The sequence below is a fragment of the Thalassobaculum litoreum DSM 18839 genome, from assembly GCF_900102465.1.
In the GTDB taxonomy this organism is placed as follows: domain Bacteria; phylum Pseudomonadota; class Alphaproteobacteria; order Thalassobaculales; family Thalassobaculaceae; genus Thalassobaculum; species Thalassobaculum litoreum.
In genome coordinates this window covers 42,349-66,752 of sequence record NZ_FNBW01000014.1, presented here as the reverse complement: position 1 = coordinate 66,752, position 24,404 = coordinate 42,349, and the positions used below count along the sequence as shown (strand labels likewise).

Here is a 24,404-nt window from a genome sequence, read left to right as displayed (position 1 = left end):
GCATGAGCGCATCCGCCGCCCCGCCATGGCCCGCACGCCGCCTCCAACCGACCGCCGCGGCACCGTGGGGGCCGACACTTTGGGCATCGCTGCTGTGTGGCGTGGCCCTGCTCCTGGCCGCTCCCGACGTCCGCGCGCAGACCCCGGTCGACCTGGCCCTGGTGCTGGCGGTGGACAGTTCCGCCAGCGTCGACGAGTCGGAATTCGCGCTTCAGCGCGGCGGCATGGCGCAGGCCTTCCGCGATCCGGAGGTGATCAAGGCGATCGAGAGCGGCCCGTTCAAGCGCATCGCCGTCACCGTCGTCGAGTGGGCCGGCCATGCGGACCAGGCGATCGACATCCCCTGGACGGTTGTCGACGGCGCCGCCGGGGCGCTGGACCTGGCCGACCGGATCGACGGCCTGGAGCGGCAGATCCTTACCGGCGCGACGTCCATCGCCGGCGCGCTCAGCTTCGCCAATTCCCTGCTGCTCTCCCACCCTTTCGAGGCCGACCGGCTGGTGATCGACCTGTCCGGCGACGGCCGCAACAACCAGGGACCGCCGGTGGAGACGATCCGCAAGGGCGTGGTCGCCCAGGGGGTGACGATAAACGGGCTGGCCATCGTCAACGAGCATCCCACCCTGAACTACTACTTCGAGGACCGGGTCATCGGCGGCACCGCCGCCTTCGTCGAGGTGGCGAACGACTACGGGGACTATCCGCGCGCCATCCGCCGCAAGCTCATCCGCGAGATCCGCACCATGAACATCAGCGCGCCCAGCGTGCCCACCTCTCAGGAGACAGCCCGCGCGTGGCGCCCCCATGCGACCGAGCTGGCCACCCTGCCGGCCGCCTCCGAGCGGTGGTAGCGCCGATGCGTGCAGCCTTCCTGACGGTGCTCGCGGCGGCCGGTCTTCTCGCCGCGACGTTTCTGGCATCCGGCATCCCGGCACCGGCCCGGGCGGCGGAGCCGGTCGACCTGGAACTGGTGCTCGCCGTCGACAGCTCGGCCAGCGTCGACTACACCGAGTTCAATCTGCAGCTCCAGGGCCTCACCCTGGCGTTCGAGGATCCCGAGCTGGCCGACGCGATCGCCGCCGGGCCGCTCGGCGCGATCGCCGTCACCCTGATCGAATGGTCGAGCGCCGAGCGCCACGAGATCTCGATCCCCTGGACGGTGATCCGCAGTGGCGACGAGGCCCGCGCCTTCGCCGACGAGATCAGCCGCGCCCCGCGCCGAGTGGTCACCGGCGCCACGTCGATCTCCTCCTCGATCCTGTTTGCCGCCGGGATGTTCGACACCAACGGCTACGAAGGCACGCGCCGGGTGATCGACCTGTCCGGCGACGGCTACAACAACCAGGGGGCGGCCCTGTCCGTCGCCCGCGCGCTGGTGCTGGACCGGGCGATCACGATCAACGCGGTGGCCATCGAGAACCAGGTTAAGGGGCTCGGCGACTATTTCGAGGAGAGCCTGATCGGCGGCTTCGGCGCTTTCGTGATCCGGGCGTCCGACTACGAGGACTATATCGGCCAGATCCGCCGCAAGCTGCTGCGCGAGATCATGCCTGCGCCGATCTCGTAGTCCTGGCTTTTACTCTTCTCACACTCCCCGGATTTATTCCGGGGCAAGCCCTCGGGGATCACCGGGCGGGTCGGGGCGCACACGAGCGTCCGTTCAAGCCCTGGCGTTGCCCCGGAATAAATCCGGGGAGTGAATGAAGATGGGTGGGGGTATCCCTCCTCCCTATCCCCGCGCCGCGTCGAACCCCGCCAGCACCGCCGCCAGGTTGTCGCCCAGGATGTCGGAGATGTAGCCGCCCTCCTGCACGAGCACCGTCGGCCGGTTGCCGCGACCCAGCCGGTCGCCGATCGCCCGGAATCCCTCGGTGGTGACGCCGAGGAAGGCGAGCGGATCCTTCTCCGAGGCGTCGAGCCCCAGCGCGATCACCAGGGCGTCGGCGCCGAAGGCATCGATTGCCGCCATGGCCTTGTCCAGGGTCTCCAGGTACTCCGCGTCCCCGGTTCCGCGCGGCAGCGGCAGGTTCAGGTTCGCCCCGCGCCCCGGCCCGGCGCCGATCTCGTCGGCATAGCCGGTGAAGAACGGGTAGTAGCCGTGCGGGTCGCCATGGATCGACACGGTCAGCACGTCGTCCCGGCGGTAGAAGATGCCCTGGGTGCCGTTGCCGTGGTGCACGTCCACGTCGAGGATCGCCACCCTGGCGGCACCCTGGTCGCGCAGGTGCTGGGCGGCGATGGCCGAATTGTTCAGGAAGCAGAAGCCACCGGCCTGGTCGCCATAGGCGTGGTGTCCCGGCGGCCGGCAGAGCGCGTAGGTCGGCTTGCCGTCGCGCCACATCGCATCCGCCGCGGTCAGCGCCACCTGGGCCGAGGCCAGCGCCCCCCGCCAGGTGCCGGGACCGATCGGGCAGGCGGTGTCGGCCTGGTAGTGGCCGGCCAGCCCGACGATATGGGTCGGGTGGATGTCCATGTTCCGGCCGGGATGCACGTTCGGCAGGATCTCCGGCGCGTGGTCCGGCAGGGCCGACCACTTGTCCCAGGCCGTGGTCAGGAACTCCAGATAGTCGGCGGCATGGACCGCCTGGACCGGGGCGAGGCCGAAATCCTTCGGCGCGATCACCGCGTGGGAGCCGGCCTCCACCGCCCGGCGCAGGATCGCCGCGCGCTCCGGCACTTCGGGATTGGCCGCCCGGTTGCCCCGGCTGATGAAGCCGCTCGGCGCGTGCACGCTGTAGTCATCGGCCAGAACGACCCGCATCTCATTCCTCCTGCTCGATCCGCCACGCAGATGTAGCGGGCGGGGGTGAGGCGGCGCAAGCCGTGGCCGGGCAAATCACATTCTCATCGTCACCCTGGACTACCCCGCACCTGGTCCGATAGCGGGACGCGAGACAGCCGTCCCGACGTCGGCGGCTTGATCCTGACATGCGTCAGGACCATGCCGCGAACGTGTCCGCTCGGTCCCGATCGGCCCCCGGATCAAGTCCGGGGAGCCACCGGGATGACGGACAGAGAGGAGCGAGGCGGGCCGCTTACGCCCGCCGCTCCCGGGTGGTGTTGCTGATCGGCTGGGACAGGCGGCTGACCATTTCCTTGGGCACCACCTGCCAGAAATTGTCGCGCTCGTGGCGCCAGTCGATCAGCAGCCGCTCGGCGAAGCGGGACTGGGTCTCGCGCACATGCTCCGACACCATGCGGCGCAGCAGCATCTCCCAGTAGTCGGTTTCGATCCGCTGGTAGACCACCGTCTCCGGGTTCACGACCTGCTCGAAATTGCCCGCCGCGTCGTAGATGAAGGCCATTCCGCCGGTCATGCCGGCCGCGAAGTTGTGGCCGACCTCGCCGAGGATCACCGCGGTGCCGCCGGTCATATACTCGCAGCCGTTCGAGCCGCAGCCCTCCACCACCGCATCGGCGCCCGAGTTGCGCACGCAGAACCGCTCGCCGGCCTGGCCGGCGGCGAACAGCTTGCCCGCCGTCGCCCCGTACAGCACGGTGTTGCCGATGATGGTGTTCTCGTTCGGCGTAAAGGACGCCGCCGTCATCGGCCGCACCGAGATGATGCCGCCGGACAGGCCCTTGCCCACATAGTCGTTGGCGTCGCCGAACACCTCCAGCTTCAGCCCCTGCACCGCGAAGGCGCCGAGCGACTGGCCGGCGGTGCCGCGCAGGCGCACGGTGATGTGGCCCGGCTGCAGGCCCGACATGCCGTACTTGCGGACCAGGACCGAGCTCAACTTGGTGCCGATGGCGCGCTGGGTATTGGCGATGTTGTAGGTGAGCTGCAGCTTCTCGCCGCCCTCGATCGCCGGCTTCACGTCCTTGATCATGATGGCGTCGAGGGTCTCTGGCACCTCGTTGCGGAACTCGACCGTGTTGTAGGCCGGCAGCCCACCGGTATCGGCGCGCACCAGGATCGGGTTCAGGTCGAGATCGTCCAGGGACGGATCGCCCCGGCTGACCTGGGCCAGCAGGTCGGAGCGGCCGACAACCTCGCGCAGGTGGCGCATGCCCAGGCTCGCCAGGATCTCGCGCACCTCCTCGGCGACGAAGGAGAACAGGTTCACCACCTTCTCCGGCGTGCCCTCGAACTTGGCGCGCAGCCCCTCGTCCTGGGTGCACACGCCCACCGGGCAGGTGTTGGAGTGGCACTGGCGCACCATGATGCAGCCCATGGCGACCAGCGAGGCGGTGCCGATGCCGAATTCCTCGGCGCCGAGCATGGCGGCGATCACCACGTCGCGGCCGGTCTTGATTCCGCCGTCGGTGCGCAGGGTCACTTTGTGCCGCAGCCGGTTCAGGGTGAGCACCTGGTGGACCTCCGACAACCCCATCTCCCACGGGATACCGGCATACTTGATCGAGGTCTGCGGGCTGGCGCCGGTGCCGCCGCCATGGCCGGAGATCAGGATCGTGTCGGCATGGGCCTTGGCCACGCCGGCGGCGATCGTGCCGATGCCGGTGGAGGCGACCAGCTTCACGCAGACCCGGGCTTCCGGATTGATCTGCTTCAGGTCGTAGATGAGCTGGGCCAGATCCTCGATCGAGTAGATGTCGTGGTGCGGCGGCGGCGAGATCAGGGTCACGCCGGGGGTGGAGTGGCGCAGCCGGGCGATCAGGCTGTTCACCTTCATGCCTGGAAGCTGGCCGCCCTCGCCGGGCTTCGCGCCCTGGGCCACCTTGATCTCGATCTCGCGGCAGTTGTTCAGGTACTCCGCGGTCACGCCGAAGCGGCCGGAGGCCACCTGCTTGATCGCCGAACTCGGGTTGTCGCCGTTCGGACGCGGCCGGAACCGGGCCGGGTCCTCGCCGCCCTCGCCGCTGTCGGACTTGGAGCCGATGCGGTTCATGGCGATGGACAGGGTCTCGTGCGCCTCCGGGCTCAGGGCGCCGAGCGAGATGCCCGGGGCGATCAGCCGCTTGCGGATGTCGGTGATCGACTCGACCTCGTCGAGCGGCACGGTCTGCTTGACCTGCTTGAAGCCGAGCAGATCGCGCAGGTTGATCGGCGCCTCTTCATAGACCGAGTTCGCGTAGCGCTTGTACAGATGGTAGCTGTCGGTCTCCACCGCGCGCTGCAGGGCATGCATCATGTCGCCGTTGAAGGCGTGACGCTCGCCGGTGCGCCGGTAGCGATACAGCCCGCCTACGGGCAGCGGCACGACGCTCTCGTCGAAGGCCTTCTTGTGCATCGCCAGGACCTTGGCCTGGATGCCGTTCAGGCCGAGGCCGGAGATCCGCGAGGACATGCCCGGGAAATACTGCTCCACCAGGGAGCGGGACAGGCCGACCGCCTCGAAGTTGTAGCCGCCGCGATAGGACGACAGGACCGAGATGCCCATCTTGGACATGACCTTCAGCAGGCCGTCCTGGATCGCCTTCTTGTAGTTGGCGAGGCAGTCCTCCAGCGTCCGGTCGCCGAACAGACCGCGCGTCAGCCGGTCGGCGATCGCCTCCTGCACCAGATACGGGTTGATGGTGGTGCCGCCGACGCCGATCAGCACGGCGAAGTAATGCACGTCCAGCACCTCGCCGCAGCGCACGTTGATCGAGGTGAAGGTGCGCAGCTGCTGGCGGACCAGATGGCTGTGCACGGCACCCGTCGCCAGGATCATCGGCATGCCGGCCCGGCTCGGCGTGGTCTCCATATCCGACAGGATCACGTGGGTGCAGCCGCCGCGCACGGCGTCCTCGGCCTCCTGGCGGATCCGGTTCAGCGCCGTCTCAAGCGCATGCGGGCCGCCCTCGGCATCGAAGGTGCAGTCGATCTCGGCCGCCGTCTCCGCCATGTAGTCGCGCATGGCGTGGAACTCGGCATTGGTCAGCACCGGGCTTTCCAGCAGCAGGTGGTCGCACTGCTCGCTGTCCTCGTCGAGGATGTTGCCCAGGTTGCCGAGGCGGGTGCGCAGGGTCATGACCCGGCGCTCGCGCAGGCTGTCGATCGGCGGGTTGGTGACCTGGCTGAAGTTCTGCCGGAAGAAGTGGTGCAGGCCGCGGTACTTGTCGGACAGCACGGCGAGCGGCGTGTCGTCGCCCATGGAGCCGACGGCCTCCTTGCCGCCCTCGGCCATCGGCTGCAGCAGCAGCTCCATATCCTCCAGCGTCCAGCCGGCAACCACCTGGCGGCGGCGCAGCGCGTCGCGCTGGAAGGCCGGCTTCTCCTCGTGCTCGGCGCGGATCAGCTTGTCGATCTTGGTGCTCTCGGTGATCCACGCGCCGAACGGCCGGCTGGTGGCCAGCAGGTCCTTCAGCTCGGCATCGTGGTAGAGCTTGCCCTCGACCAGATCGACCGCGATCATCTCGCCCGGATCGAGCCGGCCCTTCTCGATGAGCTTGGCCTCGTCGATGCGCACCATCCCGGTCTCCGAGCCGCCGATCAGCAGGCCGTCATCGGTGACCGAATAGCGCAGCGGCCGAAGCCCGTTGCGGTCCATGCCGCCGAGCACCCAGCGCCCGCCATAGGCGGCGATCGCCGCCGGGCCGTCCCACGGCTCCATCACCGCGTTGGCGTAGGCGTAGAGGTCGCGCCAGGACTGCGGCAGGTCGTCCTCCTCGGTCCAGGCCTCCGGAATGCACATGCTCTTCACCATGGGCAGTTCGCGGCCGGAGCGGACCATCAGCTCGAAGGTGGCGTCCAGCGCGGCACTGTCGGAGGAGCCGGACTGGACCACCGGCTTGATGTCCTCGATCAGGTCGCCGAAGGTCGGGTGCGCCATCCGGGTCTCGTGGCTCGCCATCCAGTTGACGTTGCCCTTGACCGTGTTGATCTCGCCGTTATGGGCCAGCACGCGGAACGGCTGGGCCAGCTTCCAGGTCGGGAAGGTGTTTGTCGAATAGCGCTGGTGATAGACGGCGAAGTTCGACACGAACCGCTCGTCGGTCAGGTCGGGATAGAACTGGTCGACCTGCTCGGCCAGGAACATGCCCTTGTAGATGATCGACCGGCAGGACATCGAGCAGATGTAGAAATCGGTGATGTGCTCGGCCAGCGCCGCCTTCTCGATGCGGCGGCGGATGATGTAGAGGTCGCGCTCGACCTGCTCGGCGTCATGCTCCAGCGGGGCGGAGAACATGATCTGCTCGATCTCCGGACGGGTGGCGTTCGCCTTCTCGCCGATGACCGAGATGTCGACCGGCACCTGGCGCCAGCCGTAGATGAAGCAGCCGGTCTTCAGGATCTCGGACTCGACGATGATCCGGCAGCGCTCCTGGGCGGCGAGGTCGGTGCGCGGCAGGAACACCATGCCGACGCCGATCCGCTCGTCGAGCAGCTTGTGGCCGGTATTGGCCACCTCCTCGCGGAAGAAGTCGGCCGGGATCTCGATATGGATGCCGGCCCCGTCGCCGGTCTTGCCGTCGGCATCGACCGCGCCGCGGTGCCAGACCGCCTTCAGCGCCTGGATCGCCGAGGTGACCACCTCGCGCCGCGGCTGGCCGTCGATCGCCGCGACGAAGCCGACGCCGCAGGACTCGTGCTCATGCGCCGGGTCGTAGGCATGGCCGGCCTGCAGCTTGGCCGCGTTCTCCCGCCACTCGCGCACGAAAGTCTCGCCGCTCGGGGTCTCGCCGTTCAGGGTGGGCGTGTCCGACATGTCTGGCCTCCTCGGGTCAGCAAACGGTGTCTGCGGGATGGGTCAGGCGGCCGACAGGGCCGTTTCGGCCTCGGCGGTCAGGTAGTCGTGGATGCGGTCGGCGGCGTCGCGGCCGTCGCGCACCGCCCAGACCACCAGCGAGGCGCCGCGCACGATGTCGCCGGCGGCGAACACCCCGTCGAGGCTCGTCATCATGGTCCTGAAGTCGATCGCCACGGTGCCCCAGCGCGAGACCTTGAGCTCCTCGGCGCCGAACAGCCCCGGCAGGTCTTCCGGATCGAAGCCCAGCGCCTTGATCGCCATGTCGCACTCGATGGTGAAGCTGGAGCCGTCGATCGGCTGCGGGGTCTGGCGGCCGGTGGCGTCGGGCACGCCCAGATGGATGCGCTGGCAACGCACGCCGTCGACCGTGGCATCGCCGACAAAGGCCTCCGGGGCGGCAAGCCACTCGAAGGTCACGCCCTCTTCCTCGGCGTTGGCGACCTCGCGCTGGGAACCGGGCATGTTGGTCCGGTCGCGGCGATAGACGCAGGTCACCGCAGCCGCCCCCTGGCGGATCGCGGTGCGCACGCAGTCCATGGCGGTGTCGCCGCCGCCGATGACCACGACCTTCTTGCCCTTGGCGTCCAGGGTGCCGTTGTCGAGCTCCGGCACGTCGTCGCCCAGGCCCTTGCGGTTGGAGGCGGTCAGGTAGTCCAGCGCCGGATAGATGCCGTCCAGGCCGACGCCCGGGCACTGCATGTCGCGCGCCTTATACACCCCGGTGGCGATCAGCACGGCGCTGTGGCGCGCGCGCAGTTCCTCCAGGGTGACGTCGCGGCCGATCTCGGTATTGGCGTGGTAGTGCACGCCGCCCTCGGCCAGCAGCGCCGAGCGCCGCTCCACGACCTCCTTCTCCAGCTTGAAGTTGGGGATGCCGTAGATCATCAGGCCGCCCATGCGGTCGTAGCGGTCGTAGACATGGACCTGGTAGCCGCGCTTGCGCAGCTGCTCGGCCGCCGCCAAGCCGCCCGGTCCGCCGCCGATGATGCCGACGGACTCCTCGCGCTCGCGCACCGGCTTGACCGGCTTGACCCAGCCGTTCTCGAAGGCGGTCTCGGTGATGTACTTCTCCACCGAGCCGATGGTCACGGACTCGAAGCCCTTCTCGATGACGCAGTTGCCTTCGCACAGCCGGTCCTGCGGGCAGATGCGGCCGCAGATCTCCGGGAAGTTGTTGGTCGCCGAGGAGATCTCGTAGGCCTCCTCCAGGCGCCCCTCGGCCGTCAGCATCAGCCAGTCCGGGATGTTGTTCTGCAGCGGGCAGTGGACCTGGCAATAGGGCACGCCGCACTGGGAGCAGCGACCGGCCTGCTCCTGAGCCCGGGCCGGGTCGAACTCGGCATAGATCTCGCCGAAATCGGTGCGACGGTCCTCGGCGGCGCGCTTCTGCGGCATCCGCTTTTCGGTTCCGACAAACTTCAGCATCCGGTCGGTCATGGCATCGTCTCCTTGTCGGGAGCCGGGCGCGGAGACGCAATCCCGGATCCTTATCCCCCGCCTTATCGCGTAGCGGGCGGCTTCTATACACGTTGAGAGAGAGTCGAAAAAGACCAAATGTCCAATTTAGGTCCGATTTGGACCTAAATTGCATCGTACATGCCCGTGCAACCGGGAACAATCCCGGATCAGCGGCGGCGACGGTGTGATGTATTTTCGATTATAGATCCGATACGGGACTATTTTGCCGCCTGCGCCGCTCCGACGAATCTTATATTGTCCGAGCCGCGCAATCGGACAGCAGGGGGCGGGCGCGTGTCCATCGAACATCTGATCCTCATCGCCGTCGTGCAGGGGATCACGGAATTCCTGCCGATCAGCTCGTCAGGCCACCTGATCCTCGTCCCGACCCTGACCGGCGCGGCCGACCAGGGCCTGGTGATCGACGTGGCGGTCCATGTGGGTACGCTGCTGGCGGTCTGTCTCTATCTGTGGCGCGATATCGGACGCATGACCGCCGGCACCCTGCGCGGTCTGCGCGGCCGCCGCGATCCCGGCTTCCGTCTCGCCCTGCAGATCGTCCTGGCCACCATCCCGGTCATCGCCGCCGGCTACGCCCTGCAGCGTTACCTGGGTGGCATGCCGCGCTCGCCGGAAATCGTCGCCTGGGCGACGCTGGGCTTCGGCATCCTGCTCGGCGTGGTCGACTATGTCGGCATGACGATCCGGCGGATCGAGCACATGCGGTACGGCGAGGCGCTGTTCGTCGGCCTTGCCCAGGTGCTGGCGCTGATTCCGGGCACCAGCCGCTCCGGCATCACCATGACCGCGGCCCGCGCGCTCGGCTACGAACGCCAGGAGGCGGCCCGCTTCTCCATGCTCATGGGCATCCCGACGATCCTCGCCGCCGGCACCCTGGTCGGGCTTGACCTCTATGAGGCGGGCGACGCCCGGCTCACCGCGGACGCGCTGCTCGCCGGCGGCCTGTCCTTCATCGCCGCCCTGATCTCCATCGCCCTGATGATGGGTTGGCTGAAGCGGGCGAGCTTCCTGCCCTTTGTGGTCTACCGCATCCTAATGGGCGGCGGATTGCTGATCTGGCTCTATACGGCTTGAGACGCACTGCCTACTCTCGGCCTCAAGAGCATCGGAGGGAGCCGCGATGACCGAATATGCCGAGCACCAGAGCCTCACGGCCTTCGCCGACCAGACCGACAACCCCAAGGCGCTGGGCTTCGACCTCGGGCGGCTGGCGCGGATCGGCGACTGGATGCAGCGCTATGTCGAGGCCGGCAAGCTGCCCTATGCCATGACCGCCATCCTGCGCGGCGGCGAGATCGCCTATCTGGACGCCCGCGGCTACACCGATCCGGACGCCCGACAGGCGCCGGCGGTCGATCATCTCGCCCGCATCTATTCCATGACCAAGCCGATCGTCACGGCAGCGGCCATGACCTATTACGAGGAGGCGCGGTTCCAGCTGGAAGACCCGATCTCGCGCTTCCTGCCGGAATTCGCCGAGCCGCGGGTCTATGTCTCCGGCGAGGGCGACAGCATGGTGACACGGCCCGCCGAGGGGCCGATCACCATCCGCCAGCTCATGACCCATACCGCCGGGCTGACCTACGGCTTCTTCGATCCGGGCCCGATCGGCGCGGCCTACCGCAAGAACAACGTCAACTACTTCCCCGGCAAGGAGACCGTCGCCGGGGTCACCCAGCGCACCGCCGCGGTGCCGCTGCTGTTCGAGCCCGGCAGCCAGTGGACCTATTCGGTCGCCATCGACGTGCTCGGCCGGCTGGTCGAGGTGGTCGCCGGCAAGCCCCTGGGCGAGGTGCTGCGCGAGCGGATCTTCGAGCCGCTCGGCATGTTGGACACCGCCTTTGGCGCGCCGGAGGACAAGCTCGACCGCTTCGTGCCCTGCTACGAGAAATCCGGCCAGGGCATGAAGCGCGGCGAGGAGGCGGCGACCTCCAAGTTCCTCGGCAAGCAGGTCATGGAATCCGGTGGCGGCGGGCTGGTCGGCACGCTGCCCGACTACCTGCGCTTCATGGAGATGATGCGCCGGGGCGGGACCTTCGGCGCGGCCCGCATCCTGGGGCGCAAGACCGTCGATCTGATGATGTCGAACCACCTGCCGGGCGACATCGCCTCCATGGGCCAGTCGAGCTTCTCGGAGATGCCGATGGTCGGCATCGGCTTCGGCCTCGGCGGCTCGATCCTGCTCGACACCGCCGCCGCCCAGATTCCCGGCAGCGCCGGCGAATTCGCCTGGGGCGGGGTGGCGAGCACCGGCTTCTGGATCGACCGGGCGGAGGAGATCTCCGCCGTGTTCTTCACCCAGCTCACCCCGTCCTCCGCCTGGCCGCTACGCCGGGAGCTGCGGGTGCTGACCTATCAGTCGCTGGTCGACTGAGGCTCGGCAGGCGTTTCCTTCTCCTCGCGTGGCGGGCCGTCATAGTCCGCCACGCCGGCGGCCACGGCGGAGCAGGCCAGGCGGATATATTTCGGGATCTGCACCTTCTCGCCGTCGCGCTCGCCCTTCTCGTAATACTGGACGACGCGGCGCTTGAGGCCGAGCGCCTCGGCGGCCTCTTTCTGCGAGAGCTTCAGCGTCTTGCGCCACCGCTTGAAGTCCGCCGACTTCATCACATTGGAATCGTTGGACTGTTTAGCCACGGACACCCTCGCATTCGGTTGTGCCGGGATTTAACAGCTTCTTAAGCATCCAGCCAATATAAAATGCGCACGACGTGCGGTTTTAGCCTTGAAAGGACGCACGGTGTGCGCATATGTATATTTCTGGAAACACGGAGGGCATGATGGCACGTCATCTTTTTCTGCATAACGGCATCGCTTATGAAGGCGAGCTCGCCCTGTTCAAGAGCGCCCATGTCGGCGCGTCCAGCGCTCAGGCCGAGGCCGATCTGCCGGGCCTGCGTCCGGGCTTCATGTACAGCGTGACCGACGGCGCAGAGACCCGGATCATGGACGACGAGGTGGCGGTCCACCGCTACATGTTCAGCCATCCCGGCGCGACGGTAACGACGGTGCCGATGAGCCACTGATCCGTCGCGGCCGTTCCTATCCCGGGAACGGTCCGTCGCCGGCGCGTTCGCAGGCCGCCAGAAGCTGGCCGCGCAATACCTCTGAGATCGGCACGGAGCGACGGGCCCGCGGATCGAAGCAGACGGCGGTCGCCACCGCCGTCACCCGGCAGGTCCCGTCCACGAAGATCCCCTGCTCCACCCGGCAGGACGTGTTGCCGAAGCGCGTGACCCGCGTCCCGGTCCACGCGATGCCGGGGAAACGGATCTCCCGCACGAAATCCACCTCCAGGCGCCGCACCACCCAGGTGGTCTCCGGCGAGCCGCCCTCGGCGGCGGCACTGTAGAGGTTCTCGCCCGCCGCCATGAACATCCGGACCCGGCCGTTCTCCAGGAACACGCCGATCGCGTTGTTGTTCACGTGCCCGACGATGTCGAGATCGCCGGCGCGCAACCGCTCCTGGGTCCAGAAGGCGAAGCTGGACGGCGTGCTCGGATCGAAGGCGGCGTCGGTCATGGAAGGTCCCCGGAAGCGTGAGGCCTCCTCAATAGTCGAGCTCGTAGGTGACGCCAACCCGGCTTTGGGAATCCGCACCCACATCTGTCTCCACCGAGATGCTGTCGGTCACCTCGACTTCCACCACCGCCCGGCTGGACGCCCCGGACAGACCCTGCTGCAGCTTCAGGAACACGCCCGGCGCGATGTACTTGCCCACCGACAGCGACGCGCCGACCGAGCCGTCATCGGCGGTGCTGGTGTCCACGTCGATCGTGTCGACGCCGATCGCGTCGCGCACCTGCTCGGTGATGCCCGGCCCGGAGCCGAAGCTGCCGGACAGGATCGCCGCCGACCGGGCGAGTTTCAGCGCCTGAATGGGCGTCAGCTCCGCCTTGGTGGAGCCGAACAGGATGTGCGACAGGATGTCCTCCTCCGGCAGGGCGGGATCGCTTTCCAAGCTGATATCCGGGTCGCTCGCCCGGCCGCCGACGATGATGGAGGCGCGGATCTCCGTCAGCTCGGCGGTCAGACGCATGTCGAGGGCCGGATCCTCGGCGTCGCCGCCGTCGAAGATCACCCGGCCCCTCTCGAAATCGAAATTCTCGCCGACCGCGCTCAGCACGCCACGCCGCACGGCGATCTGGCCGTTCACCGCCGGCGCATCGGCCAGCCCCGTGACGGTCAGGTTGCCACCCCACTCGCTGTCCAGACCGCGGCCGCGCACGAAGACCTGGCCCGGAATGTCGATCTCCAGGTCGAGACGCAGGGGTGCGCTCGGCGCCTGCTCGGCCTCCTCACGCTTCTCCTTCTCCTCGGGGTCCTCGATCACCCGGCCGTCGCGGATTTCGACCACATCGATCGAGACCACGCTGGGCGGCAGGTTCTCCGGGATGCGGATCTCCGTCGGCAGCACGGTCACCTTGCCGGCAAGCAGGTATTCGGGCGAGGCGCCGCTGGCCCGCAGGTCCATGTCGATGGAGACCGAGGCCATGTCCATGTCGGAGGCGTTGAAGTTGTCCGCGGTGATGCTGATGTCCGCCGGGAACCCGGTCTCCGGATCGGCCGACAGGCTGCCGGAGGCGGAGACGGTGCCGCCGCCGGCGGCCCGGGCGTCGAAGCGCCGGATGACCAGCTCCTGACCCTCGCCCTCGGCCCGAAGCGTCAGGTCGCGCAGATAGAGGCCGGCCGACGGCACGTCGACCCGTCCCTCGTCCACGGTGACCGCGCCGGACAGGGCCGGATCGCCGACCGTGCCGCCGGCCCGCACACGCGCCTGGGCCCTGCCGGCCATCGCCACAAGGTCGATCGGCAGGAAGGCGGAGAGCCGGGCCAAATCCATGTCGGCATCCACGCTGGCCTGCAGGCCCGCGCCCGGCTCGAAGACCGGCGGCGAACCCGCCGGACCGGCGGCGCCGTCCACCACCGCCGAGACCGTCACCGTGGCCCCGTCCCCGACGGACGCGTCGAGCCGGGCGTTCGCCTGCCGGTCGGCCAGTTTCAGCACCGCCTCGGCCACCAGCGGCGGCACGTCGGCCAGATTGGGGTCGAGGGTCCGCACCCCCGGCGTGGAGAGGGCGATGTCCGCATCGGGATTCCCGATCGGGCCGGAGACGGCGATGTCGCCGCCGATCCGCCCCTCCAGCTCCAGGCTCGGGTCGGCCAGCCGGGCCAGGGCCGCCGGCAACTCTCGGATGGCGATGACGATGTCCAGATCGGCGGTGTCGAGTCCGGCATGGCCGCTTACCCGCCCGTCGTCGATCGCCAGATCGATGCCGTCGATGCGCGGCGCCGGGTCGAGGGCGACCTGCATCGCCCCCTGCTGGCGGATCGCCACGTCGCCCACATCCGCGTCGAGCCGGCTGACCGTGATCGGACCGGCCGCCGGATCCAGCGGGACGGAGGCCGCCGCGGCGAGGACCACCGGCACGCCGGCCTCGCCCTCCGCGTTCAGGGTCACCTGGGCCACCCCGCCGGTCACGTCGGCGCCGAGCACCGCCGTCTTCAGCGTGGCCCCGTCCACCGTCGCCCCGCCTACCGTCAGGTCGACGCGTCCGTTGGCCTTGCCGGTCGCGTCGGCCAGCGAGGCTTCCAGCAGAACGCGGTCCACCGTCGGGCCGTCGGCCACGGCCAGGGAGTTGGCGTCCAGGGTCAGCCCGACACCCTGGCCGTTGCGGTCCGTGAGACTGAGCGCGCCGGCGACGCTGCCGCCGGTGATCGGCACGTCCAGAGCGGTGCCGACGATGCCGAGATCGGCGATGGCGATCTCCAGGTCACCGCGGGCCAGCGTGCTGTCGAGTGCGACCGACGCGTCGCCTGAAACCGTGGCGCCGAGCCCGTCGAGCGACACGCCGCTGACCCGCAGCACCCCGTCGCCCAGGGCATAGCCAAAGGCCAGATCCACCGGCTCGCCGCCGAAGCCTAGGGACGCCGTCACATCCCCGGCCGGGCGGTCCGGCAGGCCGGCGACGGTGGCAGAGCCGGTGATCTCGTCCACCGGAGTGCCGGCCGCCACCAGATCGGAAATCCGCCAGGAGGCGGAGGCCGCCGGCGCCTCCAGGGTGCCGCCAAACGCCACGGCGACAGCGGCCGCACCGGACAGGTCGGAACCGGCGATGCCGCTCAGCGCCGACAGGTCGGCGGCGGCGAGGTCGATCCGGCCGCCGATCCCCCCACCGTCGAGATCGAGGGAGACGTCGCCGGTCGCCCGGGCGGCGGCGGCGATCAACTCCAGCCCGATCACCTCCAGCCGCCGATCGGGACCCAGGCTGATGCCGGCGATCAGGCTCGGCGCCGGGCCGACCAGACCGCCCAGGGCCGGATCACCCAGCCCGAAGTCCGAGCCGAAAACCGAGAGGGTGGCGGACACCGTCAGCGGGTCGAGATCGACGGTGCCGTCCAGTTCCACCTCGGCGGCGCCCGACAGATCCAGGCCGGCCAGATCGTTGAACCGGCCGAGATCGCCGGCGGTCAGCCGCAGGGTCGGGACCAGCCGGTTGCCGTCGGTGACCGTCGCGCGCCCCTCCAGCGTCGCCGCATCCGTGGTGAGCGCCAGGCGGTCGACGGTCGCATCCCCGGTCTCCGGGGCCACCACACCGGCCGCGGTCAGCGCCAGCCGGGGACCGAGCAGGCCGGCGGTATCGAAGCCCTCCAGCGCCGGCGTCGCCACGTTGCCGTCCAGGGCGACGCGGATCTCCGACGGCAACTCGGCGAGCGCCTGCTGCGCCTCGGCGGTCAGGGTCAGGGCGAGACCGTCGAGCGAAATGCCCTCCGCCACCGGCGCGCCCTCGACCGTCGCCACCAGCCGGCGCCCCTGCTCGTCCAGCCGGACGGAGAGTGCAAGATTGCCGCCAAGCGCCGATCCGGCAAGGTCGGCGAAGACGCCGAGCTCCGGCACCGCCAGATCCGCCTGGGCCGCCACCGGCGTGCCGGCCGCATCGACCTCCGCCGACGCCTGCAGGGTGGCCGCCGGCAGGGCGACCTCCAGGCTCTCCAGTCGGGCGCTGCCGTCGGGACGGGTCAGGGCCATCAGGGCGAGGTCGATCGGCTCGGCCAGCAATGTCCTCAGATCCGGCGGGGCCAGTGCGGCGGCGGCGACGCTCCCGTCCACCGCCAGGCCGTAGCCCTCGGCCGAGGAAGTCACCACCAGGTCCAGATCCAGCCGCGCCTGCGGTCCGAACCCGCCTTCCAGCGCGCCCTGCCAGCGTTCCAGCCCGCCCTCCCCGGTCAGCGACAGGGCGAGGGCCGGGCGGCCTTCGACGCCCAACAGCCCGGCGACCAGCCCCCCTTCGGGCTCGTGCAGGCTGAGATCCGCGCGCAGCACGCCGCTGGACGGCACCAGGGCGGCATCGATCTCCGCTCGGGCCGGCGGGCCCTGCGGCCGCACCGCCTCGATCCAGCCGCCGGCCCGGACCGCGTCGGCGGTGAGGGTGGCCGACAGGTCGGCGGTGACCGTCACCCGCTCGCCGGCGATGGCGGGGCCGAGGGTCAGGGCATCGACCGACAGCCGGTCCAGGGCGACTTCGATCCCCGGCACCTCGAACTTGAGGGACAGCGGCTCGGGGTCTTCCGGTACCGGCTCCTCCGGCGTCTCGGGCAGCACCGGCAGACGCTCCAGACCGGCATCCGCAAGGGCCAGGACGTTCACCGACACCCGGCCGGCCAGCAGGTCGAGCAGCGTCCAGTCGAGCAGCAGCGACCCGGCCCGGGCGAACTGCCCCTGGTCGTCATAGGCGGCGACGTCGCGCAGCTCGATCCGGCCCGGCAGGGTGCCGTCGATGGCGCCGATGCTGACGCGCACGGGCCCGTCGGCCGTCGCCTCCTCCACCAGGGCGATGATCCGGGCCCGGCCCCAGTCGGTATTGGCGACCGCCACCAGCCCCAGCACCGCGACCACGAGGACCGCGATCACGCCGGCGAGGATGAGGAGCGCGCGCCGCAGCATGGCTCAGAACGCCTGGCCGAGGCTGAAATAGACCTGGAAGACGTCGTCGCTGTCGCGCGGATTCAGGGGGAAGGCGATGTCGGCACGGATCGGGCCGATCGCGGTGAAGTAACGGAAACCCAGGCCGGCCGCCCATTGCAGTTCCTCGTCCAGGCTCGGCAGTTCCTGGTCGTAGACCTGGCCGGCATCGACGAACGGGACGATGCCGAAGTCGCCGAAGGCCCGCCAGCGCAGCTCCAGGCCGAAATCCAGCAGGGCACTGCCGCCGGTCGGCTCGTTGCCGGCATCCAGCGGTCCGACGCTCTGCAGCGCGTACCCCCGTACCGAGCCGGAGCCGCCGGCATAGAACCGCTTGTCGGCCGGCAGGTTGCCGGTCGAGGCGCCGACGATGGAGCCGATCCCGGCCCGGCCGGCCAGCACCAGGTCGCCCTCCTCGTCCAGGGCGAAGTACCGGGAATGGCGCAGGGACGTGGAATAGAACGACAGGGTGGAGCCGAGGCTCTCCAGATACGGCGTGAACTTCAGCCGGGTGCGCCCGCCCCGGGTCGGATTCAGCAGGTCGTTGGAGGTGTCGATGGAGGCGCCCAGCGGAATGCCGACCAGGGTGAACCGGTCCTCGGTGCCGTTCTCCTCGATCCGCGAGCGCTCCAGGCTGAGGCCGTAATCCACCGACAGGGCCTCGGACAGGCGCCGGTCGAACCGGCCGGAGAGCTTGTAGCTCTCGCTGTCGTAGCTGTCGGTGTACTGCTCGATGTACCCGGTCTCTATGGTGAAGGTCTGATCGGTCACCAAGACGTCCGGAAGGGTGAAGGCGCCGGTCAGGCTGGTCTCCACCTCGGCGACGGTCACCTCCGTGCGCAGCTTCTCCGCGCCGCCGAAGAGGTTGCGGTGTTCCCAATGGGCGCGGGTGCCGAGCCCTTCGGAGGTCGAATAGCTGATGCCGGCACCGATGCTGCGGGGCGGATGCTCGCGCACGGTGACGGTGACCGGCAGCAGACCGTCCGGGCCGACCTCGTCCGCGAAGGCGATGCCGGCGCTGTCGAACAGGCCGGTGCTGGCCAACGCCCGGCGGCCCTTGTCGAGCGCGCGGATATCCACCGGCGCACCATAGGTCCAGGGCAGGCGGCGCACGATGTAGTCGCGCTCGATGCTCTCATTGCCCTCCACGGTGACGGCCCCGTACCGCGCCCTGCCCTTCGGATCGACCCGGAAGATCAGATCCATGGTCTTGGCGTCGCGGTCGATCACCGCCTTGCGGTCCACCAGCTCGGCCAGGGGATAGGCCTGCTCCTGCAGCAGGCGGATCAGGGTGGTCTCGGCGTTCACCACCGCGGACGACTTCGCCGGCGCGCCCCGTTCCAGGCCCAGATCCTCGCGCGGCAGGCTGATATCGGCGGGTATCTGCCCCTGGCCGTCCGCCTCTTCGGCGGCGCGGACGGACACGTCGGCGAAGGTGTAGACGTCGCCGGGGTCGCCATAGACCAGGACGCGGACCGGGCCCTCCGGCGTGGCCGGATCGTCGATCCGGGGCACGAAGACCGCGTCGTAATAGCCCAGCGAACGGGCGACCCGGTTGAAGATCTCCTCGTCCTCGCGCGCCCGGCGTTCCAGGGCGGCGCGCGAGATCGGCAGGTCGTCGATGCGCGACTTCAGCACCGAGCTTTCCGCCACCAGGGATCTCAGCTCACCGGTACCGTCGAGCCCCTCGATGGTGACCTCGTAGACGATGCCGGCCTGCTCGTCCTGCGCCGGATCTTGCGCGAAAGCAGGGCAGATTCCGCCCGCGAACAGCAGGAGTGCCAAAACGGAAAACAACGCAAAGCGCATGAGCGCGGCCGGACCTTTAGTGGTCAGAACCTTCGGGTATAAGGGCCGATAGACTGGGAGTCACGCCTTGCCGCTGCCGCCGGCGGATCGCCGGCATCACTCCTCCGGCATCTCGATCGGCTCGCGGGTGATGCGCTCTCCGGGCTTGTGGGTCAGCACGACGGCCAGGACGACCACGAGACCGATGGCCAGGCAGATCGTCGTGAACAGATTGAAGGCGTAGGTGTGGAGGTAGAACACCCCGACCACGCCCAGCAGCACGAAGGCGATGACCAGCAGCCCCCAGTGCCACGCCTTGCCGATGAAGATGTCAGCCATGGGCCCCTCCCTTGCTGCCGGCGAACTGGGGCGCCGGATCGCGCCGCCGCATCAGGGCGACGGCGGCGCCGAGCGCGAGACCGCCCAGGGACAGGATGACGCCGGGCACCCCGAGGATATCGACGGTCGGCGGCATCAGGGCCAGCACCGCCGCGGCGAACACCGCCAGACGCTGCAGCCCCTTGAGCGGACCGTAGAGCCAGGATTCCAGGGCGGCCGAAAGCAGCCACAGCCCGGCCACCGCCGCCACGGTGGAATACACGGTCCACAGCACCGACCCCTCGAACAGCAGGGACGGATTATAGACGAAGGCGAACGGCACCAGATATTTGGCGATGCCGACGCGCGCCGACTCCACCGCCGTCGCCATGGGCGGTGTCTTGGCGATCGCCGCGCCGGCGAAGGCCGCCAGGGCCACCGGTGGCGTGATGGTCGAGACCACGCCGAAGTAGAAGGCGAACAGATGGGCCGCCATCGGCAGCACATCCAGCTTCTCCAGCGACGGCACGATCAGCGCCGAGACGGTGATGTAGACCGCCGTTGTGGTCATCCCCATGCCCAGCACGATCGCCGCGATCGCCGTCAGGGAGAGCAGGATCAGCAGATTGCCGCCGGACATGTCGATCACCGACTGGGTGAACTTCAGGCCGAGGCCGGAGACGAAGACCGAGCCGATGATGATGCCGGCACAGGCGCAGGCCACGGTCACCGGCACCGTCGACCGGATGCCGCTCTCGAAAGCCGCCAGGATATCGGCCGGACTCATCCGGGTCGCGGGTCGGATGAAGCTGAGGCCGACCAGCGCCAGGATGCCCCAGAAGGCCGACTTCATCGGCGTGTAGCCGGTCACCAGGAAGAAGATCAGCACGCCCAGCGCGAACAGCAGGTGCCAGCCGTCCTTGAGCACCTCCAGGGCGCGCGGCAGCCGGTCCTTGGAGATCCGCTCGATCCCGGTCTTCTCCGCCTCGAAATGCACCATGAAGTAGATGGTGGCGAAGTAGAGGAAGGCCGGGATGACGGCGGCCAGGATCACGTAGACGTAGGGCAGCGCCAGGTTCTCGGCGATGATGAAGGCGGCCGCGCCCATGATCGGCGGCGTGATCTGCCCGCCCGACGAGGCGCAGGCCTCCACCGCGGCGGCGAATTTCGGGCGATAGCCGAGCTTCTTCATCAGCGGGATGGTGAAGGAGCCGGTGGTCACCACGTTGGCCACGGCCGATCCGGACACCGTCCCCATGAAACCGGAGGCGACCGTGGCCGCCTTGGCCGGCCCGCCGACCCGGTGACCGGTCAGGGACACGGCGAGGTCGATGAAGAACTTGCCGGCACCGGAACGGATCAGCAGGCCGCCGAAGATGATGAACAGCACGATGTAGGTCGCCGCGACGTGCAGCGGCAGGCCGAAGATGCCGTCGGTGCTCATGAACATCGTGTCGATGTACTTCGCCGGTCGGGTCGGCGGGCCGTAGAAGAAGCCGAAGAACTTGTGGGCGTACAGCGCGTGGAAGATGAAGAAACCGGTCACGCAGACCATCGCCAGGCCGACGGTGCGGCGGGTCGCCTCCAGCACCAGGGCGATGCACAGGGTACCGACGATCAGATCGCCCTGCTCCTTGGAGCCCAGGCGCAGCTGGAAGGCGTCGATATCCCACATGGTCCAGACATGGACAAAGATCACCGCCAGCACGAGGCCCAGGTCGATGCCGAAGCCCAGCTTCTTCATCGGGCTATCGATCGGCTCGAAATGCGACCGGCGGAACAGCGGGTTGATCAGCAGCGCCAGCACCATCATCACCGTGAGGTGGGTGGTGCGGAACGAGCGGCCCTCCGGCGTGCCGAACTCGGCGACGTAGAGGTGGAAGAAGGAGAGCGCGACCGCGATCACCACGCAGAACAGGGTGATGGTCCAGGACAACGTCCAGCGCTTCTGCACCAGCAGGCGCTCGAGAAACGTGACCTCCTTGACCTCGCCGTAGTCGAGGGCGTTTTCCGTCTGGCTCATCGCGGCCGTCCCGGCTGTCTAATCTCAGGAATGGAATCGCTAAGCGGACGCCGGAAGGCCCGGCGTCCGCGAAGATCGGCGCTGCGGGGCGATCAGCTCGCCGGACGCACGCCCTTCTCTTCGTAATAGCGTGCCGCACCCGGATGCACCGGCACCGAGGCCCCGTTCAGGGCGTTCTCGAGGGTCACGTCGTTCCACGTCTTCTTCACCTCGGCGAAGGCGGCGTGGTTGTCCCAGAAGATGGTCATCATCTGGTAGACGAGGTCGTCCGGCAGATCCTTGCTGACGATCATGCTGGTGACGATGCCCAGGGTCGGGATGTCCTGCTCCACGCCCTCATAGGCCGCCGGCGTGATCGCGCCCCGGATGTAGCCCGGGTTGGCCTTGATGATCTCGGTCAGCTTCGGCTCCGGCACGCCGATGAAGCGCAGGCCCGGGCTGTGGTTCAGTTCGATGAACGACGCCTGCGGCATCGAGGTGGCGGCCATGAACACGTCGATATGGCCGTCCTTCATAAGAGCCACGGACTCGGTGTAATCCACGTAGTGGACGGTGCCGCCGTTGTTCTTGATGTCGTTGAAGTTGAAGCCGTAGGCCTGCAGAATCGACTCGGCGAAGGCCGTGCCGGTCCAGCCGGTCTTGCCCGGCGAAATGTTGGCGTCCTTCATGTCCTCGAAGGACATGATCTTGCTGTCGCTGGGCACCGCGACCTGGAAGGTCGACGGATAGAGCGTGGCGAAATAGGCGATGTCCTTGACCGCCTTGTCGAACTTGCCCTTGCCCTCGTAGCCGTTCGCGGCCGTATGGGCATAGGTCCAGCCGATCTCCGCGTCGCCGCCGCCGACCGCCTTGACGTTGGCGATGCCGCCGCCGGACGTGTTGGACGCGGCCACGCCGTCGATGTTGTCCTGCATGACCTGCATGATCTTGGCGCCGAGCGGATACCAGGAACCGCCCGAGGGGCCGGAGACCATGCGGACGAACTGATCGGCACTGGCGCCGGTCGCACCAAGGGCCAGAATGGGGGCGGCTACCATCGCCGCACGTGCGAGACGTCTCATCGTGTTTCCTCCATCACCTTCAATTCTCACCGGCCGTCTCATGCGGCCGTCCGACTGCAAAATTGCATCAGAGTGCCAGGGAGGCAAGAGACCATGCACGCCTAGAAGGGGATCGGAAGGGTCCAGGGCGCCGCGCCGAACCGGAAATTCTCAGCCGCGCAGGCGCTCTTCGGGCAGATAGAGATGGGCCGTCGTGCCTTCGCCGACGGTGCTCGTCAGGACCAGGGAGCCGTCATGCAGCTCCGCCAGGGTGCGCGACAGGGCCAGGCCGAGGCCCAGTCCCTCGGAGGCGCGCACCTGCGCATGGTCGCCGCGCACGAACGGCTCCATGACGCGCTTCAATTCCTCGGGAGAAATGCCGAAGCCGGTATCGCTGACCGCGATGTCGAGCCCGCCGTCGGAGGATCGGCGGATCGACAGCGCGATCCGGCCGCCGCTCTGGGTGAACTTCACCGCGTTGGACAGCAGATTGATGACGATCTGACGGATCTTCGACGGGTCGCAGCGCAGCGGCGGCAGGTCGGGATCGACCGCGACCGTCAGGGTCAGACCCTGAGAAGACGCCCGCTCGGCGATCAGGGCCTTGCAGGTCGATGCCAGCTCGGCCAGCGGAACCAGCTCTTCCTCCAGGGTGATGCGGCCGCTTTCCAGACGCGAGAGATCCATGGCCTGGCCGATCAGGATGTCGAGATGCTCGCCGGCATGCACGATGTTGCTGGCGTACTCGGTATAGCGCTTGTTGCCGATCGGCCCCCAGAGTTCCGCCTCGATCGCCTGACCGAAGCCGATGATCGCGTTCAGCGGCGTGCGCAGCTCGTGGCTGAGGCTGGCGAATCCGTCATGGCGGGTCCGGTCGATCTCCCGCGCATGCTCGCGCGCCATCGCCAGGTCGCCGGCCAGCGCGTAGTTCTCCAGCCGCAGGCTGATGCTCTCCACCAGGGTCCGCGAGACCACCCGGCCCCAGGCCACCACGGCGCCGAAATAGGGGATGCCGATCACGCCGATGGTCTGCAGGACCGGCTGATCCGAGACCAGGAAGCCGCCGACGGGCGGAACCACCACGATCACCAGGTAGCCCAGGAAGCAGCGCCACCAGATGGCGAAGGAGAACACCGCCCCCGCCGCCAGGGCGGCGATGCTGGCGGCATAGAGGGTGACCGCCTCGAGCGGCATCTGGCCGGAATACAGCAGGATCGAGGGCATGGCCCAGCCGGTGGCGGAAGCCAGCACCCCGAGATCGTGGACCAGCGCCCAACCGCGGTGGTTCGTTCCGGTGATGCGGCGGCGGCGCGCAAGGTTCCAGGCATAGACCCGGCCGGTCGCCAGGGCCACGTGCACGGCCATCCACGCCATGGCCAGCTCGAGCCCGACCACGCCGATACCGATATACGCCAGGACGACAGCCGCAAAGGTGCTCGCCAGCACCGAGGCCGGCGACCTGTACAGATAGCGAACCCGTTCCGTATCCAACGCGTCGCTCGACACGCCGAATCCCGGACCGGTCCCCCCTCTCCCCTCGAAGGCGGGAGCGGCCATGACTGACCTCCCAATAGGCTCAGGCGGCACTCGGTGCCGCCCTGTGCGGCGACGCTACAAAGCTGAAAGTTAAGGATTGGTTGATTTGTAAGTGGGCCTCCATCCCCGCCGTCGTTTAAGAAATAAGTCCTCTGCTGGCATGCCAGTCAGCGATAGATTCGTTCGGATATTCCTCGAAGCACTGATCGCCGGGGTCGACCGCGGGCACCACCCAGGGCGCCCTGGATCCCAGCATCAGATGGACCTTCTCCGGCGGCACCGGCAGGGCGGTGTCGATCGCCGAGGCGAAGGGATGGATGAGGTCGGGCCAGCGGCTGTCACAGGCCCAGAGCATGCTGCCGCAGTGGGCGCAGAAGCGCCGGCCGAGCGGGCTCGGGCCGTCCGGTCCCTCGGCGTGGTACACCGTCACATGCGCCTCGCCCTCGACGCTGAGGGAGGCCGCCTCGCCGCCGAGATTGATCGCGAAGCCGCCGCCGCCGGCGGTCTTTCGGCAGATCGAGCAGTAACAGAGGTTGAAGGGATAGGGGTGGGCGCTCTCGACGCTGAACCGCACCTTCCCGCAATGACAGGAGCCTTCGAGCTTCATTCCCCCCTCCTCT

At 68.5% G+C, this 24,404-nt stretch carries 17 protein-coding genes; 5 read left to right on the top strand and 12 right to left on the bottom strand.

The annotated features are described in order from the left end of the window. Positions 1-101 precede the first annotated feature (101 nt). Both BLS34_RS19835 and BLS34_RS19830 read left to right on the top strand, forming a co-directional pair. Positions 102-851, top strand: coding sequence for a DUF1194 domain-containing protein (locus BLS34_RS19835; protein ID WP_175474312.1), 750 nt, complete (start codon positions 102-104; stop codon positions 849-851). 5 nt (positions 852-856) lie between these two features. Then, positions 857-1,567, top strand: a complete 711-nt coding sequence (locus BLS34_RS19830; protein ID WP_093153138.1) for a DUF1194 domain-containing protein — start codon at positions 857-859, stop codon at positions 1,565-1,567. A gap of 162 nt (positions 1,568-1,729) precedes the next feature. On the opposite strand, the gene BLS34_RS19825 is transcribed toward BLS34_RS19830, so the two are convergent. From BLS34_RS19825 to BLS34_RS19815, 3 genes are all read right to left on the bottom strand, one after another. Next, a complete protein-coding gene (locus BLS34_RS19825) occupies positions 1,730-2,761 on the bottom strand; it encodes a histone deacetylase family protein (RefSeq protein WP_093153136.1) in 1,032 nt (343 codons plus the stop codon). 274 nt (positions 2,762-3,035) lie between these two features. After that, a complete protein-coding gene (gene gltB / locus BLS34_RS19820; RefSeq protein WP_093153132.1) occupies positions 3,036-7,595 on the bottom strand; it encodes a glutamate synthase large subunit in 4,560 nt (1,519 codons plus the stop codon). Between the two features lie 42 nt (positions 7,596-7,637). Beyond that, complete coding sequence (locus BLS34_RS19815; protein ID WP_093153129.1) at positions 7,638-9,074, bottom strand: NAD(P)-dependent oxidoreductase; 1,437 nt, start codon at positions 9,072-9,074, stop codon at positions 7,638-7,640. 315 nt (positions 9,075-9,389) lie between these two features. Here BLS34_RS19815 and BLS34_RS19810 point away from each other — a divergent pair, with 315 nt between their 5' ends. Together BLS34_RS19810 and BLS34_RS19805 are read left to right on the top strand one after the other, a co-directional pair. After that, positions 9,390-10,190, top strand: a complete 801-nt coding sequence (locus tag BLS34_RS19810) for an undecaprenyl-diphosphate phosphatase (protein ID WP_028795885.1) — start codon at positions 9,390-9,392, stop codon at positions 10,188-10,190. Between the two features lie 46 nt (positions 10,191-10,236). Then, positions 10,237-11,490, top strand: a complete 1,254-nt coding sequence (locus BLS34_RS19805; RefSeq protein WP_093153127.1) for a serine hydrolase domain-containing protein — start codon at positions 10,237-10,239, stop codon at positions 11,488-11,490. Here the strand turns inward: BLS34_RS19805 and BLS34_RS19800 are convergent. Beyond that, a complete protein-coding gene (locus BLS34_RS19800) occupies positions 11,472-11,753 on the bottom strand; it encodes a helix-turn-helix domain-containing protein (protein ID WP_245565665.1) in 282 nt (93 codons plus the stop codon). The genes BLS34_RS19805 and BLS34_RS19800 overlap by 19 nt on opposite strands. A 143-nt stretch (positions 11,754-11,896) precedes the next feature. Between BLS34_RS19800 and BLS34_RS19795 the strand changes: the two genes are divergently transcribed. Then, on the top strand, positions 11,897-12,142 hold the full coding sequence (locus BLS34_RS19795; RefSeq protein ID WP_139189405.1) for a hypothetical protein: 246 nt from the start codon (positions 11,897-11,899) through the stop codon (positions 12,140-12,142). Between the two features lie 16 nt (positions 12,143-12,158). Here the strand turns inward: BLS34_RS19795 and BLS34_RS19790 are convergent, their stop codons facing one another. The 8 genes from BLS34_RS19790 to BLS34_RS19755 form a co-directional block, all read right to left on the bottom strand. Next, positions 12,159-12,638 carry an acyl-CoA thioesterase gene (locus BLS34_RS19790; protein WP_051245118.1) on the bottom strand — a complete coding sequence of 160 codons (480 nt, stop codon included), beginning with the start codon at positions 12,636-12,638 and terminating at the stop codon, positions 12,159-12,161. A 28-nt stretch (positions 12,639-12,666) separates the two neighbouring features. Further along, positions 12,667-17,061 (bottom strand): translocation/assembly module TamB domain-containing protein, encoded by a 4,395-nt coding sequence (locus BLS34_RS19785; protein ID WP_093153124.1) that lies wholly within the window; start codon positions 17,059-17,061, stop codon positions 12,667-12,669. 3 nt (positions 17,062-17,064) lie between these two features. Continuing rightward, on the bottom strand, positions 17,065-18,864 hold the full coding sequence (locus tag BLS34_RS19780; protein ID WP_156907415.1) for an autotransporter assembly complex protein TamA: 1,800 nt from the start codon (positions 18,862-18,864) through the stop codon (positions 17,065-17,067). A 120-nt stretch (positions 18,865-18,984) separates the two neighbouring features. Further along, positions 18,985-19,206, bottom strand: coding sequence for a hypothetical protein (locus BLS34_RS19775; protein ID WP_028795890.1), 222 nt, complete (start codon positions 19,204-19,206; stop codon positions 18,985-18,987). Continuing rightward, entirely contained in the window at positions 19,199-21,208 is a 2,010-nt protein-coding gene (locus BLS34_RS19770; protein WP_051245120.1) for a TRAP transporter permease, read from the bottom strand. Before BLS34_RS19770 ends, BLS34_RS19775 begins: the two co-directional genes overlap by 8 nt. A 92-nt stretch (positions 21,209-21,300) precedes the next feature. Then, entirely contained in the window at positions 21,301-22,269 is a 969-nt protein-coding gene (locus BLS34_RS19765) for a TAXI family TRAP transporter solute-binding subunit (RefSeq protein WP_169400894.1), read from the bottom strand. 150 nt (positions 22,270-22,419) lie between these two features. Beyond that, a complete protein-coding gene (locus tag BLS34_RS19760; protein WP_093153122.1) occupies positions 22,420-23,805 on the bottom strand; it encodes a sensor histidine kinase in 1,386 nt (461 codons plus the stop codon). Positions 23,806-23,920: 115 nt separating this feature from the next. Beyond that, positions 23,921-24,391 carry a GFA family protein gene (locus BLS34_RS19755; RefSeq protein WP_093153119.1) on the bottom strand — a complete coding sequence of 157 codons (471 nt, stop codon included), beginning with the start codon at positions 24,389-24,391 and terminating at the stop codon, positions 23,921-23,923. Positions 24,392-24,404: the final 13 nt, after the last annotated feature.

Excerpts from the sequence above, each read along its gene's own strand:
- BLS34_RS19760 (WP_093153122.1), bottom strand. The coding sequence starts at position 23,805 with ATGGCCGCTCCCGCCTTCGAGGGGAGAGGGGGGACCGGTCCGGGATTC.
- gltB (WP_093153132.1), bottom strand. The coding sequence starts at position 7,595 with ATGTCGGACACGCCCACCCTGAACGGCGAGACCCCGAGCGGCGAGACT.
- BLS34_RS19790 (WP_051245118.1), bottom strand. The coding sequence starts at position 12,638 with ATGACCGACGCCGCCTTCGATCCGAGCACGCCGTCCAGCTTCGCCTTC.
- BLS34_RS19755 (WP_093153119.1), bottom strand. The coding sequence starts at position 24,391 with ATGAAGCTCGAAGGCTCCTGTCATTGCGGGAAGGTGCGGTTCAGCGTC.
- BLS34_RS19765 (WP_169400894.1), bottom strand. The coding sequence starts at position 22,269 with ATGAGACGTCTCGCACGTGCGGCGATGGTAGCCGCCCCCATTCTGGCC.
- BLS34_RS19770 (WP_051245120.1), bottom strand. The coding sequence starts at position 21,208 with ATGAGCCAGACGGAAAACGCCCTCGACTACGGCGAGGTCAAGGAGGTC.
- BLS34_RS19825 (WP_093153136.1), bottom strand. The coding sequence starts at position 2,761 with ATGCGGGTCGTTCTGGCCGATGACTACAGCGTGCACGCGCCGAGCGGC.
- BLS34_RS19805 (WP_093153127.1), top strand. The coding sequence starts at position 10,237 with ATGACCGAATATGCCGAGCACCAGAGCCTCACGGCCTTCGCCGACCAG.
- BLS34_RS19785 (WP_093153124.1), bottom strand. The coding sequence starts at position 17,061 with ATGCTGCGGCGCGCGCTCCTCATCCTCGCCGGCGTGATCGCGGTCCTC.
- BLS34_RS19815 (WP_093153129.1), bottom strand. The coding sequence starts at position 9,074 with ATGACCGACCGGATGCTGAAGTTTGTCGGAACCGAAAAGCGGATGCCG.
- BLS34_RS19830 (WP_093153138.1), top strand. The coding sequence starts at position 857 with ATGCGTGCAGCCTTCCTGACGGTGCTCGCGGCGGCCGGTCTTCTCGCC.
- BLS34_RS19795 (WP_139189405.1), top strand. The coding sequence starts at position 11,897 with ATGGCACGTCATCTTTTTCTGCATAACGGCATCGCTTATGAAGGCGAG.
- BLS34_RS19775 (WP_028795890.1), bottom strand. The coding sequence starts at position 19,206 with ATGGCTGACATCTTCATCGGCAAGGCGTGGCACTGGGGGCTGCTGGTC.